This window comes from Microbacterium sp. NPDC058062 (genome assembly GCF_042885375.1).
GTDB classification, from domain to species: Bacteria; Actinomycetota; Actinomycetes; order Actinomycetales; family Microbacteriaceae; genus Microbacterium; species Microbacterium trichothecenolyticum_C.
The window spans coordinates 490,420-507,822 of the sequence record NZ_JBHVSC010000003.1; the positions used below are offsets into that span (position 1 = coordinate 490,420).

Consider the following 17,403-nt stretch of genomic DNA (forward strand, 5'->3'; position numbering starts at 1 on the left):
CGGCGCTGTCAAGATACTGTCGTCAACAGCATCCATATTCGCTTCGGGGCATCAGTCCGCGAAGCGGAGGAATCCTGTGAACGCCAGTTCACGTGCGCGGGGCAGCAGGTCCGCACGGAGCGCCCCGGCGTCGACCTCAAGCAGATCGGCGATCGCATCGATGAGGATCCCGACCGGAAGGTCGCCGTCGCACGCGCCGACGAGCGCTGCCAGCCCCGGATCCACGCCGAGGGCGCGGCCGAACCCGCCGCCCTGGCGCAGCTCGATGACGGTCGGATCCTCGGCTCCGGGCAGGTGATGACGCGCCTCGGTGACGTCGGGGGCGACGACGAGGACGGATGCCGCGAGCCCCGGGTCGTCGAGATCGCTCAAGCGATCGTGGGCGTCGAGCGCGGCCGCGAGATGCGCCCCGAGCCCGTCGCCCGCGAGGGCCGTGTGGAGCGTCTCGTACCGGGCGAGCGTGGGCGGCCCGTCGGCCGGACGCCGCAGCAGCAGGTATCCGAAACCCACCTCCGTCACCGCGCGGGCCGCGAAGTCGTCGAGCCAGGCGTCGACGAGTCTCGCGAAGCCGGGCGTGCCGGGCAGCGTGCCGCCGTCGCGCACCCACAGTTCGGCGTACGACAGCGGGTCGAGGCTCTCGCGCTCGACGACCCAGGCGTCGAGCGGCACCGGCGACGACTCGACCCATCGGCGCACGCGCTCGAGGCCGGGCACGCCGTCCCGTGTCTCCCAGTTGCCGAGCAGCTGCGCGACCCCGCCGGGCGCCAGGTGGGCGCCGACCCCCTTCACGAACGCGGCCACCACGTCGTCGCCGACCATCCCGCCGTCGCGGTACTCGTAGGCGGGGACGTCGGCGACCCGCGGCGTGATCACGAACGGCGGGTTCGACACGACACGGTCGTACTGCTCTCCCGCGACGGGCTCGAACAGGCTGCCGAGCCGCACCTCGATGCCGTCGATCCCGTTGAGGAGGGCGTTCAGCCGCGTGAACGACAAGGCGCGCGGCGAGATGTCGGTCGCCACCACGTGACCGACGTGCGCGCGGGCGCGCAGCGCCTGGATGCCGCAGCCCGCCCCGATGTCGAGCCCTCGTTCCGCGGGAGTCGGCAGCTGCAGTCCGGCGAGCGTCAGCGACGCGCCGCCGACGCCGAGCACGTGATCCTCGGGCAGCGGCCCGCCCAGCGCCGCCTCGTCGAGGTCGCTCGCGATCCACCACTGTCCGGATCCGGACGCGTCGGCGTACGACTGCGGCCGCACCACCGCGAGCGGGCGCACCTCGCCGTTGTCGATCTCGGCGAGCCCCAGCCGCGCGAGCCCTCCCGCACCGGCACGCACGAGCGCGTGATCGACGGATGCCTCGGCCTGCGGCATCCCGAGCACGAGAAGTCTGCCCAGCACGGCGAGGGCGTCGCCGCGGTCGCCGAGGGCCCGCGACGCCGGCGACCGTAGGCCGCGCGCGATCGCATCGTCGGCCGCGGCGCCCCACGCGTCGCGCAGGGCTTCGGCGGTGAACCCCGCGCTGCGCAGGTCGGCGGCGAGGTCATGGCACAGGTCGGTATCCGGTTCGGGCAGCACGGCTCCATTCAACCGCGCCGCCCGCCCTCCGGCGGGCTCGGAGGCGCGGACCGTAGAATCTCCTGGATCGTGCGGTCAGGACATCGCACAGGAGCGAACCCCCCGACAGGATGATCGTGACTTCACCGCGAGCCCCGCGGCGTGCCCCGCGCCGCGCACCGCGCCTCGTGACCGCCGCCATGGCGGTCGGAGTCGTGCTCGCCGGTCTTCTGCTGCCGGCTCCCGCGTTCGCGGCGGACCCGACACCGAGCCCCTCGCCGAGCGCGACCTCGGCCGTCCCCGCGGGCACCACCGTGTTCACCCTGTCGCCGGTGGCGAACGGGATCGTGAACCCGGGGGATGCGCTGAGCGTGTCGGTCTCGCTGCAGAACGGGACCGCTGCGGAGCTCGCGCCCGCGACCGTCACCCTCTCTCTCGGGCGTACGCCCCTCGCCGACCGTGACGACCTGGGCGAGTGGCTCGACGGCAGCTCGCCCGAGCTCGCGCTGGAGCCGATCGGCACCGACTCGATCGCCGCCGTCGAACCCGGCGGCTTCCAGGTCCGCGGCATCACGATCGCGGCCGACGACCCCGCCCTCGCCGGCCTCGCCCCCGGCGTCTACCCGCTCGCCGCGTCGTACCCCGGTGCGGAGGGCACCGTCACGTCGACGAGCGCGATGATCGTGCCGCCCACGGACGCCAACGACGTCGGCATCGGCGTGGTCGTGCCGATCACCGCCGGTCCGCTCAGCGAGGGTCTCCTCACCGCGGAACAGCTCGCCGAGCTCACCGCGCCGGACGGCGAGCTCACGAACCAGCTCGACGGGGTCACCGGCACCGCCGCCATCCTCGCGGTCGATCCCGCCGTGCCCGCGTCGATCCGGGTGCTCGGCACCTCGGCCCCCGAGTCCGCGCTCGAGTGGCTCTCGCGCCTCGAGGCCATCCAGAACTCGCGCTTCGCCCTGCAGTTCGGCGACGCCGACGTCACCGCGCAGCTGCAGGCGGGCCTTCCGCGGCCGCTGCAGCCCACCTCGTTCAGCGCGTACATGTCGTCCTCGGACTTCGCGACGCCGACTCCGACGCCCACCCCGGCGCCGTCGGATGCGCCGACCACCGCACCCACCTCGCAGCCCGACAGCGCCCTTCCGAGCACCGAAGAGCTGCTGGTCGTCGGCCCCGCCACCCGCCAGGGCGTGTACTGGCCCGCCGACGGCACGGCGGACGAGCAGATCGTCTCCCGCCTCGCCGACATCGCGACCGACGACGGCACGGCGCCCGTCACGCTCATCCCGTCGTCGACGACGGACGCCGGCTCCGACGGCCGCACCGTCTCGGCGCACGGCCGGGTCGGCGCCGGCGAGGTGCTCGTCTACGACAGCGACATCTCCACCGCGCTCGACGACGCATCCCACCAGGAGGAGTCGTGGCTGCGCGGCGCCCCGCTCACCACTGCCACCGCCTACCTCGCCTTCGCCGCGGCCGAGACGAAGGGCCCCCTCCTCGTGACCGTCGGCCGCGGCGACGGTCGCTCGCGCGTCGAGCTCGGCGCCGCGATCTCCGCCGCCTTCTCCGCCCCCGACGTGACCCCCCGCACCATCGCGACGGTCGCGGCGGGGGAGGCGTTCGACGTCGAGCTGACCGGCGTCGAGTCTTCGCCCGAGCGCGCGGCCGCGGCATCCGCCCTCGTCGCGGACGAAAGCGGGCTCGCCCGGTTCGCCACGATCCTCGACCAGCCGTCCATGCTGACCGGACCCGAGCGCGCCGACATCCTGCAGCTTCTCGGCGTCGCGTGGATCGGCGACGCCACCTGGCCGACGGAGCTCGCCGACCACCGCACCGCGACGGCCGGCACCCTCGACTCGGTCGCACTTCTCCCCACCAGCCCGAGCGACCTCTACGGGTCGAGCGCCGCCCTCCGGTTCTGGGTGCGCAACGACCTCCCGTACCCGGTCAACCTCGTCCTGTACACGACTCGTGACAACCTCCGGCTCGACGTGCAGGGCGAGACCCCGATCGTCGCGACTCCGCAGAGCAACACCCGCGTCGAGGTGCCGGTGCAGGCCCGCGTGGGCCGCGGCGACGTCACCCTGACCCTGCAGCTGCGCAGCCCCGCCTTCGTCGCCATCGGCGAGCCCGAATCCGTCGAGATCAACGTCTACGCCGACTGGGAGGCCGTCGGCATCGCCGCCCTCGCCGTGGTCGTCGGCATCCTCCTCCTGTTCGGCATCGCGCGCACCGTACTCCGCATGCGCCGGAGGCGGAAGGGAACGGATGCTGCCGCCCCGGGTCCTGCGGAGAGTGAGGCGACGACCGAAGCGAAGGACGCGAGCGAGGCGGAACAGATGTCGTCCACGACCGACGGGGACGAGCGGTGAGCGGGATCGGGCGCGCGAGCGCACTCATCGGCGCCGGCACGATCGTGTCGCGCCTCACCGGTTTCCTGCGCGGCATCGTGCTCGTGGCGGTCGTGGGGTCGGTCCAGAGCCCCGCGGGCGACGCATTCGCCACAGCGAATCAGCTTCCGAACAACATCTACGCGCTGATCTCGACCGGCCTGCTCACCGCCGTCGTGGTGCCGCAGATCGTGAAGGCGGCATCGCACGAGGACGGCGGGCGCGCCTTCATCTCGAAGGTGTTCACGCTCGGCACCGTCGTGCTGCTGGTGACGACGGTGCTCGCCACCTTGATCGCACCCTGGCTCGTGCAGCTGTACGCCCCCGGCTACACGCCTGACCAGCTCGCCCTCGCCACGACATTCGCCTACTGGTGCCTGCCGCAGATCCTCTTCTACGGCCTGTACGCACTCGTCGGCGAGGCGTTGAACGCGCGCCGCATCTACGGCCCGTTCACGTGGGCGCCGATCGTCAACAACATCGTCTCGATCGCAGGCTTCGGCCTGTTCCTCGTCCTGTTCGGCGGTCCGCTGACGCAGGTCGTGGACTGGACGCCGGAGATGATCGCCCTCCTCGCCGGCACCGCCACCCTCGGCATCGTCATCCAGGCCGGAATCCTCTTCTTCTTCTGGCGGCGCACGGGACTGCACGTGCGCCCTGATTTCGCCTGGCGGGGCGTCGGCCTCGGGCAGATCGGCCGGCTCGCGGGCTGGACGTTCCTCATGGTCGCGGCCGGCCAGATCGCGGGCCTGCTGCAGGGCCGGGTCGTCTCGGAGGCTTCCGGCGATGGACCGGCCGCGGCCGCCATGGGTTACGCCTGGCTCCTGTTCATGCTCCCGTACTCGATCATCGTCCTCTCGATCGGCACCCCCTACTTCACGCAGCTCAGCGAACACGCGCACGCAGGGCGCCACGAAGAGGTGCGCGGAGATATCGGCCGCAGCATCCGCACGCTCGGCGTGTTCGTGGTCTTCTCCACCTTCGCCCTCGCCGCCGCCGCCGTTCCGGCGTCGCGCATCTTCACCAACACGGCGAGCGAAGCGGTCCAGGCGGCCTGGGTGCTGCTGGCGTTCCTCGTCGCGCTGATCCCGCTGGCCGTGCTGTTCGTCATCCAGCGCACGTTCTACGCATATGACGACACACGCACGCCGTTCTACTTCACCGTGGTGCAGTGCGCGATCGTCGTCGCGACCGCCTACGGCGCGTGGGGTCTCGTCGAAGCCGACGTCATCGGCCTCGAGTACCTCGCCGCCGTCGTGGCCCTCGGGCAGTCCTTCGCGAGCATCGTTCAGGTCGTGATCGCCACGTGGCTGCTCCAGCGACGGCTGGGCAGCCTCGGCACCGCGTCCTGGCTGCTCTCGCTCGGTCGCTTCGTGCTCGCCGCGATCCCAGCCGCCGCCGCAGGGTGGGGTGTGTTCGTCCTGCTGGGTGGAGCCGACGGCTGGACGACATCCAGCGCTCTGCTGGGCGCGGTCGGCTCGGCGATCATCGGTATTGCGTCGATGCTGGTCTACATCGCTTTCCTCGCGCTCTTCCGCGCGCCCGAGCTCACGGTCGCCACCGGCCTCGTGCGCCGCTTCCTGCCCGGCCGACGCTGAGACCGCCCGCCCATGTGTCCCGCCGGGGCGCGGGGGACGGGTCACGGAATGCCACGCGGTTACCATGTGTTGAGGCATCCGGAGCCATCGCGTGTGTCATGAGACGTTCCGCGAGGCTCCACGAGGAAAGGTGCGCACGTGCGTCAGGTCATCATCATCGGTTCGGGTCCCGCGGGTTACACGGCGGCCATCTACGCCGCACGGGCCAACCTGAGCCCGCTCGTCGTGGCGAGCTCGGTCGAGGCCGGCGGCGAGCTGATGAACACCACCGAGGTCGAGAACTTCCCCGGGTTCCCCGAGGCGATCATGGGTCCCGACCTCATGGCGAAGATGCAGGAGCAGGCCGAGCGCTTCGGCGCCGAGGTGCTGTACGACGACGTCGTCTCACTCGACATCGACGGCCCGGTCAAGAAGGTCACCCTTGGCAGCGGCGCCTCGCACGAGGCCGACGCGCTGGTCTTCGCGACCGGTTCCGCTCCCCGCAAGATCGGCATCGAGGGCGAAGCCCGCCTGTCGGGCCGTGGCGTGTCGTACTGCGCGACGTGCGACGGATTCTTCTTCCGTGAGCGTGTCATCGCCGTCGTCGGCGGCGGCGACTCCGCAATGGAGGAGGCGACGTTCCTCACCAAGTTCGCGTCGAAGGTGTACATCATCCACCGTCGTGATGAGCTCCGCGCCTCGAAGATCATGCAGGAGCGCGCGTTCAAGAACGAGAAGATCGAGTTCGTCTGGAACAGCGAGGTCGTCGACATCCTCGGCGACGAGGCGGTCACCGGTGTGGTGCTCGAGGACACCGTCGACGGCTCGCGTCGTGATCTCGCTCTGGACGGCGTGTTCGTCGCGATCGGCAACGACCCGCGCACGCACCTCGTGCACGACAAGCTCGATCTCACCGCCGAGGGCACCGTGTGGGTCGACGGCCGTTCGTCGCGCACGTCGGTCCCCGGTGTGTTCGCCGCCGGTGACGTGATCGACCCGACCTACCGTCAGGCGGTCACCGCCGCGGGCAGCGGCACCGTCGCCGCCCTCGACGTCGAGCACTTCCTCGCCGCGCTCGGCGAGGCCGGCGCGCCCGCCCCTGATGCCGCCGAGATCGACGGCCTTCCCGGCGCCGAGCCGGTCGCCAAGGTCGAGGCCGCATAGCGCGCGACCGGGCGCCGCACAAGCCCGGGAACACTTCACGCCCCTCTCGCGTTGAATGAGCGTGGACAGACTTCCCAGAGAAGGAGAAACACAGATGACCGCCAAGGCGACGACTTCCGCCACGTTCGAGCAGGACGTGCTCCAGGCCGAGGGTCCGGTGCTCGTGGACTTCTGGGCGGAGTGGTGCGGCCCGTGTCGCATGGTCTCGCCCGTCCTCGACCAGATCCAGTCGGAGCACCCCGACAAGATCACGATCCTCAAGCTCAACGTGGACGAGAACCCCGACCTCGCGATGAAGTACCAGATCACCTCCATCCCCGCGATGAAGGTGTTCAACAAGGGCGCCGTCGAGACGACCATCATCGGCGCCAAGCCGAAGTTCGCGCTCGAGCAGGACCTCGCGGCCTACATCGGCTGAGTTCCCTCACGCTTCCCGAAGACCCCGCCGACCTTTCGGCGGGGTTTTCGTCGTTCTACCGGGGATTTTCTCAATATGCTGTTTCCGGCATCCGAGATTCTCACGAGAAACTTCGTGCGCGATGTCGATCTGCGCGAGGCTGGTTCGACGCACATGGTGAAGGGGCCGAACCGGCCCCGACCGGGCCATCATCGCCCCGACGAAAGGGATTCCCATGCGTTACATGCTCATCATGCAGGTCGGTGCCGAGGCTGCTGCGGCGTTCGACCCCGAGACCTTCGACATGGCGGAAGCGTACGCCGCCATGGGCGCGTACAACGAGGAGCTGCAGAAGGCCGGCGTGTTCCTGAGCGCCGAGGGTCTGTCCGATGCCTCCGAGGGCTTCCGCGTCGACTTCGACTCGGTTCCGCCCGCGGTGACCGACGGACCGTTCGCCGAAGCGCGCGAGGTCTTCACCGGCTACTGGATCCTCGAGGTCGCCTCCCGCGAGGAGGCCGAGCACTGGGCGCGCAAGTGCCCGCTGGGCCCCGGCACCGCGCTGGAGGTGCGTCGCGTCAACGAGCTCAGCGACTTCGACCAGAACGACGACTGGGTCGCCAAAGAGAAGGAGTGGCGTGCCGCCAACTCGTGACTCGTGAGCTGTGGGCTTCAGCTCGCTTCGGCACGCACCGTCGGATCCCACCGGCGGTGCGTGTTCGCGTCACCCAGCAACGCCCATACGGCACGGGTCAGCGGGGGGTAGTCGATGGCGATCTGCCTCAGCACGCGGTAATGGCGGCTGGCGTTAGGTCGCGCCCCGCCGTCGGCGGCGATGTTCTCGGCGCGGAGCAGATACACGACGAGCTCGTCGACGGACGGCAGGTCGTCCATGAACTCCCACGGATCCTCGCCGGCGCGGAGGCGCTCATGCACCAGCACCGAGAGCTCGTCGGCGGCTTCGGCACGGAGCAGCTCGAGGCTCGCACGTCGCCGCGGGGTCTGCTCGTCGTTCGCCATCAATCCAGGGTACGTGCCGATCCCGACACCGTGGGCCACGCGCCTACGCTGGCAGCATGACCTCTGACGACGATGCCCACGCGCGCCGAGCGGTCGAAGCCGTGTGGCGCGACGAGTCCGCGCGCATCGTCTCGGCGCTGACGCGGCACACCGGCGACTTCGCATGGGCCGAGGATCTCGCGCAGGAGTCGCTCGTCGAAGCCCTCGCGGCGTGGCCGGGCAGCGGCATCCCTGACAATCCAGGAGCCTGGCTCATGTCGGTCGCCAAGCGGCGCGCGATCGACGGGTGGCGACGACGCGAGCGGATGTCGCAGCGCGAGCCCCTGTTCGTCTCAGAGGCTCTCGTGGCCGAGGCGATGGACTCGGTGCCCGACGACGCCGACCCCGACCGCATCGACGACGACGTGCTGCGTCTCGTCTTCGTCGCCTGCCACCCGGTGCTCCCGGCGCAGGCCCGTCTCGCCCTCACACTGCGTACGGTGGCCGGCCTCACGACCGAGCAGATCGCGCGAGCGCTGCTGATGACCGTGCCGACCGTGCAGCAGCGCATCGTCCGCGCCAAGCGGACTCTCGCCGCAGAAGGCGTGCCTTTCGAGGTGCCCGATCGTGCGGAGCGCCCGGCGCGGCTCGCGAGCGTGCTCCAGGTGATCTATCTCCTCTTCACGGAGGGATACTCGGCAGCCGAGGGGGAGGGACTCATCCGTCCCGACGTCGCGCGCGAGGCGGTGCGGCTGGGTCGGCAACTGGCCGCGCTCATGCCGCGGGAGCCCGAGATCTGGTCGCTCATCGCGCTCATGGAGTTCCAGTCGTCGCGCTTCGCCGCGCGCATCGACCCCGACGGCCTCCCGGTGACCCTGGAAGACCAGGACCGCCGCCGATGGGATCGTTCGGCGATCGCCCGCGGACTGGAAGCGATGGGACGAGCGGATGCCTCGACCCGCGGTCTCGGCTATTACGGCCTGCAGGCCGCCATCGCGCAGTGCCATGCGGTCGCCCCGTCGTTCGGCGAGACGGACTGGGAGCAGATCCTCCGGCTCTACGACGCGCTGGAGTCGCTCGCGCCGTCGGCCGTCGTCCGACTCAACCGCGCCGTCGCGCTCTCCATGGCGCGCGGCCCCGAGCCCGCCCTCGCCGTGGTGGACGCGCTCGAGCCCGAGCTGTCGGGATTCCGCCCGCTCCCCGCCGTGCGCGCGGAGCTGCTGGAGCGACTCGGACGAACGGATGCCGCAGCCGCGGCGTTCCTCGCGGCGGCGGAGTTGCCGGGCAACGCCGCTGAAGGTGAAGCGCTGCGCCGGCGTGCCCGGGCACTCGGACGCTTATGAGGCCTCGAGGGCCCCGTACTCCGTCTCACCGAGCTCCGCGAGGATGCGATTGAGGTCCTGAATCGTCGCGAAGTCGATGCTGATCTGGCCTTTTCGTGCCGTCAGTGCGATCTTCACGCGGGTGTTGAGCCGATCGCCCAGTCGTCCGGCGACCTCATCCAGGTGGGCGCGGCGCGAGCCGGCCTGCGGCTTGACGGAACGGGTGGGGGAGGCATCCGGAAGCTTCGCCGCAGCCTCTGCAGCACGGACCGAGAGGTCCTCGTTGACGATCTTGTCGGCGAAACGCTGCATCGCCGTCGGGTCTTCGAGCGACAGGATCGCGCGCGCGTGACCGGCGGTGAGCACTCCTGCGGCGACCCGCTGCTGCACCGGCACGGGGAGCTTGAGAAGGCGGATCGTGTTGCTGATCTGCGGACGCGAGCGGCCGATGCGGGTCGCGAGCTCTTCCTGGGTGATGCCGAAGTCCTCGAGCAGCTGCTGGTACGCCGACGCCTCTTCGAGGGGGTTCAGCTCGGAGCGGTGCAGGTTCTCGAGCAGGGCGTCCCGGAGCAGGTGCTCGTCGGCGGTGTCGCGCACGATCGCGGGGATCGAGGTGAGTCCGGCCTCACGCGCGGCGCGCGTACGACGCTCACCCATGATGAGCTCGTAGTCGCCCTTCTCATTGAGCCGGACGACCACGGGCTGCAGCACGCCGAACTCGCGCACGCTGTGCACGAGCTCCGCGAAGTGCTCCGGGTCGAAGTTCGTGCGCGGCTGACGCGGGTTGGGCACGATGTCGTGGGGGTCGATGTGCGCCAGGCGGGCGCCGGGAACCTCGACGAGATCCTCCTGCCCGTCGGACTCGACGGTCTCGGCGGGCGGCTCCGCCTCGGCCACGGCGACGGCGCGCGGGAAGAAGACATCTGCGGGACGCTCGTCGGCCTGCTCGCTGGTCGGGATCAGTGCGCCGATTCCGCGGCCGAGTCCTGTGCGCTTCGCTGCCATCACGCGCCCCTTTCATTCGAGGCGCTGTCGCGCCGGATCATCTCGACGGCTGCCTCGCGATACGCGATGGCGCCGGCCGACTGTCCATCGTAAGCGAGAACCGACTGCCCGAAACTCGGCGCCTCTGAGACGCGCACCGAGCGCGGGATGATCGTGTCGAGCACTTCGGTGGGGAAGTGGGCGCGCACCTCGTCGGCGACCTGCTGCGCGAGCCTCGTGCGCCCGTCGTACATCGTCAGCATGATGGTCGACAGTTCCAGGCGCGGGTTGAGGTGCTTCTGGATCATCCGCACCGTACCAAGCAGCTGGCTCAGCCCCTCGAGTGCGTAGTACTCGCACTGGATCGGAATGAGGAGCTCGCTCGCCGCGGTGAAGGCGTTGATCGTGAGGAGTCCGAGCGAGGGCGGGCAGTCGATGAGGATGAAGTCGAGCTCGCCCGGGTTGTTCGCGAGATAGTCGTCGACGGCGACGCGCAGTCGGTGCTCGCGTGCGACCTGCGACACGAGCTCGATCTCGGCGCCCGCAAGATGGATGGTGCTCGGCGCGCAGAGCAGGTTGGGCGACTCCGGGCTGACCTGGATGATGTCGGCCAGCGGGAACTCGTCGATGAGTACGTCGTACACGCTCGGGGTATCGGCGGTGTGCGGCACTCCCAGCGCCGTCGAAGCGTTGCCCTGCGGGTCGAGGTCGATCACGAGCACCTTCGCCCCGCGCTCGGCCATGGCGGCGGCCAGATTGACCGTCGTCGTCGTTTTGCCGACACCGCCCTTCTGGTTCGAGACGGTGAGGACTCGCGTGCGGCCGGTGAGCTGGACGTCAGCTTCTTCGAGCGCCTTGCGACGTGCCGTGAGATCTGCGAGCTCCCGCGCGATGGGGGAGTCGTCTTCTTCCTGCGCGAGAGCGGCGCCGTCCTGCTGCACGATGGGGGATTCCTCTTCCTGCGTGACGGTGGAGCCCTCGGGGGATGCGATGACTTCGGGTGCGGAGTCAGCGTACTCAGCCGATGCGACATCGCCGTCGGAGTCTGCGCGCTCAACCTCGTCGTCGTGCGAGGTGATCTCATCAGGCACGTCGGTCTGGCCGGAGTTGGCGATCTCATCGGGAACGGCGTCTCCGACGGGAACGATGTCTTCTTCCGGGACGGGGGCTTCCTCGGGGACGACCGCTCCGTGGGACACGGCGCTCTCACTATGCGAGTGGATCTCGCTGTCGCTCGGCTCCGGGGTGGACGCATCCTGCGACTCCGCAGACTGCGGTGTCCAGACGGTCGGCGGCTCATCGGACGAGAAGGATGCCTGAGCCTCGCTCTCGTCGGGTTGTTTCACGTGAAACTCTCCCCCGTGCCCGAGCCGCTCAACATCGTCTTCCACCCTATCCCGCCTTCCCCCCATCCCCAGCCGTCGGAGCCACTTATTCATTCGTCCCTTACCGTTCCGCGTGGATCATCCACCCTCCCTAGTCAACCCCGCGCGAACCGTTCGGGCACGCCAACCCGCCGCTCGGATTCGACTGAGAAATCCCTCATCTGACCAAGTGCGGGTCAAGGAGCCGGTTGCGTCTTACCCCGCGCCCGAAGGGCGCCGCGGCCCGCTCATCGGTCAAGAATTCACGTGTGACGTGGTGCGGCAGCGGGCTGGTCCTCCCACGCCACCCCGCTCCGGATGCGCACTTGAGACGTCCGCGTTCGCGCGCCAAAGCCCAGTCTCCAGGCGTCGCATGCGGCATTGAATGCGGGGCGTGAGTGCGGCGCGTCGGTGTGGTCCGTTTCACGTGAAACGCGGGCGCTATCCGCGAAAGCGGGCGCATGTTCGGCGGTTCGGTGCTGTCTACTTCGTGTGAAACGCGGGAGCTCACGTGCGAGAGCGAGCACGCACGCGCGGCGCCTCGGTGCGCCGTTCCACGTGAAACACGGGATTACCCAAGAGAGCGGGCACGCACGCGTGGCGCGCCTCGCCGGGTTCGTTTCACGTCGAACGCGGGAGCTCACGTGAAAGAAGGGCGCGAATGTGAGAGTCGTCGCTCACGGCATCAGGACGCATAGGCCGACGGCAACCCCGATCGGCACAGATCGCGGGCCACCGTAAAGCCCTCCTGCTGTTCTTGTCGGAACCAACCCGCCCCGAGCGCTTCGCACGATCAACCCCGACACGTGGATGGGATGGCGCGACGACACGGCGAACGTGGCGAACCGCCCCTGCGACGGCTTCGGCGACGTTCCCAGCCCTGATGGTCGGTTCGGCGGTGCACACGGTATTTCACGTGACACTCTCTGCGGCGTTGCCGCACAGCCCAGCCTTCGCTGCAAGGACCGACGCGGGGAACAGTCACGATCTTCAGACGCTGGCGACCGGATCACGACCTGGTCGCGAGCCCGGCTTGCACCGATCGCGACACCTTCTTCACTCGACAGCGACGTCGCTTGCACCACTTCTTGGCGACGATGCGCTCATCCAGGCGGGGAAGCCATCGGTCGCTCCGACGGCTCGTCGATGGCACCGATTCGATGAGCGAGGCGAGATGGGCGCGGTCAGCGGCCCGACTCCAGGATGCTGATCACTGTCGTGGCTACCCTCATTCTGGACGGTCACGCTTGAAGCCCCACCCGCAGTTTCGAGTCAGAGTCCCATGGCAGTGCACCTTGACCGCAAGGCTGCATCGTTGAGCGCCCTGACTTCATCGGGCATCGAAGCCTGACGTCGACGCCCATCGGCCACACCTGCTCGACTCCAACGTCCCGGCCAAGCACGGCATGCGTGGCTCAGGGGAGTGGACTCGTTTGGCGCGGGCGATTGAGCTGCGACGGGTCCACTCGCTGACGACACCATCAATGCTCGCGATGATTGCGCCGGGGCGCGGGGCTGTGGGTTGCCCAAACGATCCGATCTCCTCCGCTCAGGGGAGCACTGCACTGATCTGGACGTGCCATTCACGGGCGCGCGGGACGGATAGAGCGAGCGGAACCGCCTGGTCTCCCCAGCCGGCACCGTGCCGTGCCCACTCTCTCAACGGGACCAGAGGCGCCTGGCTATCCAAGCACCTCACCAGTCGCAGTCCTGGAGAGGCTGACGACCAGCCGGAAGCCCGCGCATGTTTCACGTGAAACTAGGCGTCGGAGGGCAACCGTCATTCTCATCGCGTTCGACGGGCCACTCTGACAGGGGCGCCCACGCGCCAGATGGCAATCACCTCTCCTTCTTCCTTTGCGACGGAACGATCGCCACGGCGCGCCAAATCATGCGGGTTCCGGGTCTGCCCCCTTGCGACGATCCGCCCCCGCCTGCCACGCCCCGCATGATTGTCGCCTGTCAACGGCGCTCAACCGTCGGTGCCGTTTCACGTGAAACGGAGCGTGCAGTTCACCAGCGAACTGCCACACGTCTCTGGCGACAGTCGCGTCGGTCGTGAGGGATGAAGGTTCGCGCGACCACAACGATGCTTCGACGCTCATGCGCAGCGCCCGAACGTCGCCGACGGAAGGGTGCCCAGTACAGGCTTGTTGATAGTGCGGAACTTCGCCGGTCGCGCTCCGTCCACCGCCTTGTGGACGCCGGGCATCGTCAAACGCCGCATGAGTCGACGCGGCAGTTCAATCGACTCCGGCGGCGTGGCGGTTGGGGATCGGGCGCCTACGCGAGACGAACTGGTCGATGGGACCTGCCGCAGGCTGTGGTCACGCGGGACCGCCCTGGAGACCCGCCCGGTGGACGTGGTTCTCGGCAGTTCGCGTGGAACGAAGAGTCTCCCGTTCGCTCTGCACGGAGGGCACCGCGAGCCATCTCCCGGTCGCAGTTGCGCATCCAGGCCGTCCTGGCACTCATCACCGCTAGTGGGATCCCGCGAGGAGCCTCCTTCGACCGGGCCGCCCCGGTAGAACGGCCGCCTCTGCCTCCGCTGGTTTCAGCGAAATCTCGCCCCGACTGGCTGCAATTGCCCGGTGATCACACGTCGCCACGGCCAGGATGACACAAGCACGCTTGTTTCATGGCGTGGTGACTGGATGCCCGTGCTGCACAAACGCGACAAGTGGCGGAGCGCTCGAGCGGGACATCCGATGCAAGGTGGTTGGTGTCGTCACGTGAGACATGAGAGCCGTGCTCGAGGTACGCGGGTCTCTTCTTGCCCCCCGGGGAGCGAAGAGTCGCGAGCATCAAGCGCTCGTCGGCCAGCGCGCCGCAGCGCCCGGTCCGATCAACTCTTCAGAAGTTCGCCGAAGGCAGTGAGCGCATGCGCCTCTTCAACCGTCAACGCGGGTTCGCCCGCTCCACCGACCTTGAAGGTGTCCGTAGCGGCGCGGCCACCTCTGCATCCATGCCGCAGTGCGGCGACGGCGTAGGCGGGACGTCCCGCGAAGCGCGCCAATCCAAGGATCTCGGCGCGATCACTCGTCAGCGTCAGCGGGGATCGGCCCGTCTCGCCGCGCCGAATGTAGGCGGGTGCGTGTTCGGTCCACGCCGAGACCGTAGTGACCGAGTGGGCGCGCCGAGTAGGCGGTCACGACTCGCCGGCAGAGCAAGCGGGGGTCGTCGGCTATTGAGTCCACACGAGGAACCCGACTGCTTGCCCGTTGAGCGGTAGGTCTACCTGTGTGATCGCACCGGCTTTCGCATAGCTGACCTCCACGGCTGATGCTTCACTACGACTTCGGGTCGTGCAGTCCGAGACTGACGGCGCGACCCGTTTGCTGCCTACGCATTCGCTGATTGCGGACCAGACAGGGATCGTCTCATCGGTCCACGGCTTGCTACACGCGGGTTCACTGATCCAGTGGCCAGCCCGTCAATGTTTCACGTGAAACGATCGCGGAGTCGCGGCAATCTGCCCCGGCGCGGGCCGCGCCGCTCTGAGCTGCAAGCTGCGTCCGCTCACGTCCAGGGGTGCGGAAGTGCACGCACTGCCAGCGACGCATCGCGCCACCGATTCGTGCACTGAGGCGGACTGTCGCGTGGAGTGCGGCAATCCGTGCGCCGCTGCGAAGGCGCGTCTCGTCTTGCTCCGCACAAGACGCAAGGTCGCCGCCGCGGGAAGCGACACGGACGCAACCCCGCGGCAGCGTCTTGCTCAGGCCCCTCGCACGCCGCGTAGAGCGCACATTCATAGAACCGGCGCGCCGCATGTTTCACGTGGAACGCGGTCGGCGACACCAGCGGCGCAGCACGGTAGACCCGATAGCCAGACTCTGTCGGAAGGCGGGTCCGCGATCCCGGCAGTCGCCAGCGGAAGGAAGCCCGACGCGACGGGAGCCACTGATGGCCGCGCACGCCCAGAGTCAGCACGCCACCCACTCTCTGCATCGAGGAGAGTCACCACGCGCATCGCCGCGACGCTGCGTCGCCGTGCCGCCACTCGCTCCGGACACAACCGGGTCGTCGGCTGGGCGCCGGCGCTATGTCCACGTCGCCGCCCTGGTCGATGCGGCCCCGCACCCGGGGTGAGCGATCGACCATCGATCTCTCTTCGCCGCCGCATGTTTCACGTGAAACGTAGTCGATGGCACCGCGCGCGACGGCTGACCGAAGACCGGAGGCTCCTCGGAAGACGCGCCTGGGATGCTGGATGCGTCCGCCACGCGTGCACTCCCGCAACGGTCCGCCAGCCACTTCCGCACGGGAGTCACGGTGCGAACTGCGGCGGCAGCATTCCACCTCCTCTCGTCTGCTCGGCCGGACAAGAACACCGTGGTGCCTTAAGAGCCGACACGGACCCGACCCGCGCGCCGGCGCCTCGCTCGCTCCGCACAGTTCCCGTTGAGCGACCGGTCGTCTATCCGGATGTGCCGCCCCTTGTTTCACGTGAAACGTCATCGACCACATGGCTCACGACACGGTTGACCGGATGCAGGACACTCCTCGAAGGAGAATCCTCGGATACCCGAAGCATCCAGGCCGATTACACTCCCGCGACCCCTGGCACCTGACGTCGGCGCTGGGGGAGCATGACGACGTATAGGCCTGCACGACCGGGCAGTCTGAGCTCGCGTAACCCGCAAGACGCCACTGCCTAAGCGCGCGCTGACGCGACCCTTGCGTCGGACAGCGACACCCAGCTGACAGTAGATGCGCCGAATACGCAAATGTTTCACGTGAAACGTGATGGATGACGCCAGCTTGGCGGGTGCGGTCGACCAGATCCCGACGCCTCCTCGCACAGAGAGCCCGCGATCGCGGGCGCATCCGGCCGCCCGTACACCCCAGCGAAGGCGCCATCCTTCCAGAACTGGGTGGCTCCCGGACCCAGGAGTCGCGCAAGCGAGCAAATCGGGTGCCGCCCACACGTGCCTGAGCCCGAGTCTGTGCGGCGGCACGACGGATGCCATCTCTCGCCACCGCGTCCAGCGCGCTGACGCCGCAATCACGCGCGGGGTGGGGAAGTGGCGAGAAGTGACGGGGCGTCGGACCGCCCGCCAGCACACAGCCCGCGCACCGGAACGACAACACACCCAGGCCAGATGGCTGCTGTCACGGCGCGGACCGACGCCCCCCATACGACCGGGCACATTCCAGAGCACTGACCACCAGTGTCTGTTGGCAACAGCCGAGACGGAGCCATCCCATCAGGCGGAACCCGGGTGAGTGTCCAGACAGATGCTCGAGGGAGGCATCGCTCGGTTCGAGCGCCAGCATCCTCGCGCGTCGTACTGCGGTCTGGGCATCGCAGGACGGATGTCGCAGCGCACGACGATCGAACGAAGGCACACTGCACCCGTTACCGGCAGCGACACAACGCCCGCCGATGGTGCGTCGTGGGTCACCATCACAGCCCCAGGTGCATCCGGCGTGAGTGTTCAGCCTGATGCTCGACCGCGGCATCGCTCGGTTCCAGCGCCAGCATCCTCGCGCGTCGTACTGCGGTCTGGGCATCGCAGGACGGATGTCGCAGCGCACGATGATCGAACGAAGGGACACTGCACCCGTTACCGGCAGCGACACAACGCCCGCCGATGGTGCGTCGTGGGTCACCATCACAGCCCCAGGTGCATCCGGCGTGAGTGTTCAGCC

At 69.0% G+C, this 17,403-nt stretch carries 11 protein-coding genes; 7 read left to right on the plus strand and 4 right to left on the minus strand.

What is annotated here, in order from left to right; translation table 11 throughout:
- Positions 1–51: 51 nt before the first annotated feature.
- Positions 52–1,575 (minus strand): methyltransferase, encoded by a 1,524-nt coding sequence (locus tag ACFVSU_RS11365; RefSeq protein WP_387142466.1) that lies wholly within the window; start codon positions 1,573–1,575, stop codon positions 52–54.
- 116 nt (positions 1,576–1,691) lie between these two features.
- Between ACFVSU_RS11365 and ACFVSU_RS11370 the strand changes: the two genes are divergently transcribed.
- The 5 genes from ACFVSU_RS11370 (at position 1,692) to ACFVSU_RS11390 (ending at position 7,737) form a co-directional block, all read left to right on the plus strand.
- Positions 1,692–3,929: a DUF6049 family protein gene (locus ACFVSU_RS11370; protein ID WP_387142469.1), complete on the plus strand. Its 2,238-nt coding sequence runs from the start codon at positions 1,692–1,694 to the stop codon at positions 3,927–3,929.
- Entirely contained in the window at positions 3,926–5,545 is a 1,620-nt protein-coding gene (gene murJ, locus ACFVSU_RS11375; protein ID WP_387142472.1) for a murein biosynthesis integral membrane protein MurJ, read from the plus strand. Before ACFVSU_RS11370 ends, murJ begins: the two co-directional genes overlap by 4 nt.
- A 138-nt stretch (positions 5,546–5,683) precedes the next feature.
- On the plus strand, positions 5,684–6,688 hold the full coding sequence (gene trxB, locus ACFVSU_RS11380) for a thioredoxin-disulfide reductase (RefSeq protein WP_387142475.1): 1,005 nt from the start codon (positions 5,684–5,686) through the stop codon (positions 6,686–6,688).
- Positions 6,689–6,782: 94 nt separating this feature from the next.
- Positions 6,783–7,106: a thioredoxin gene (gene trxA / locus ACFVSU_RS11385; RefSeq protein ID WP_045301944.1), complete on the plus strand. Its 324-nt coding sequence runs from the start codon at positions 6,783–6,785 to the stop codon at positions 7,104–7,106.
- Between the two features lie 214 nt (positions 7,107–7,320).
- Positions 7,321–7,737, plus strand: coding sequence for a YciI family protein (locus tag ACFVSU_RS11390; RefSeq protein ID WP_387142479.1), 417 nt, complete (start codon positions 7,321–7,323; stop codon positions 7,735–7,737).
- Between the two features lie 17 nt (positions 7,738–7,754).
- Here the strand turns inward: ACFVSU_RS11390 and ACFVSU_RS11395 are convergent, their stop codons facing one another.
- Positions 7,755–8,102, minus strand: coding sequence for a tryptophan synthase subunit alpha (locus tag ACFVSU_RS11395; RefSeq protein WP_387142482.1), 348 nt, complete (start codon positions 8,100–8,102; stop codon positions 7,755–7,757).
- A 56-nt stretch (positions 8,103–8,158) separates the two neighbouring features.
- Here ACFVSU_RS11395 and ACFVSU_RS11400 point away from each other — a divergent pair, with 56 nt between their 5' ends.
- Positions 8,159–9,424: an RNA polymerase sigma factor gene (locus ACFVSU_RS11400; RefSeq protein ID WP_387142485.1), complete on the plus strand. Its 1,266-nt coding sequence runs from the start codon at positions 8,159–8,161 to the stop codon at positions 9,422–9,424.
- On the opposite strand, the gene ACFVSU_RS11405 is transcribed toward ACFVSU_RS11400, so the two are convergent.
- Positions 9,419–10,408, minus strand: a complete 990-nt coding sequence (locus ACFVSU_RS11405) for a ParB/RepB/Spo0J family partition protein (RefSeq protein ID WP_387142488.1) — start codon at positions 10,406–10,408, stop codon at positions 9,419–9,421. The genes ACFVSU_RS11400 and ACFVSU_RS11405 overlap by 6 nt on opposite strands.
- Positions 10,408–11,331, minus strand: a complete 924-nt coding sequence (locus ACFVSU_RS11410; protein ID WP_387143493.1) for a ParA family protein — start codon at positions 11,329–11,331, stop codon at positions 10,408–10,410. Before ACFVSU_RS11410 ends, ACFVSU_RS11405 begins: the two co-directional genes overlap by 1 nt.
- Before the next feature lie 5,854 nt (positions 11,332–17,185).
- On the opposite strand from ACFVSU_RS11410, the gene ACFVSU_RS11415 reads away from it, so the two are divergent.
- Positions 17,186–17,403, plus strand: a 218-nt coding sequence (locus ACFVSU_RS11415; protein WP_387142491.1) for a hypothetical protein, incomplete at its 3' end; no start/stop codon positions are given.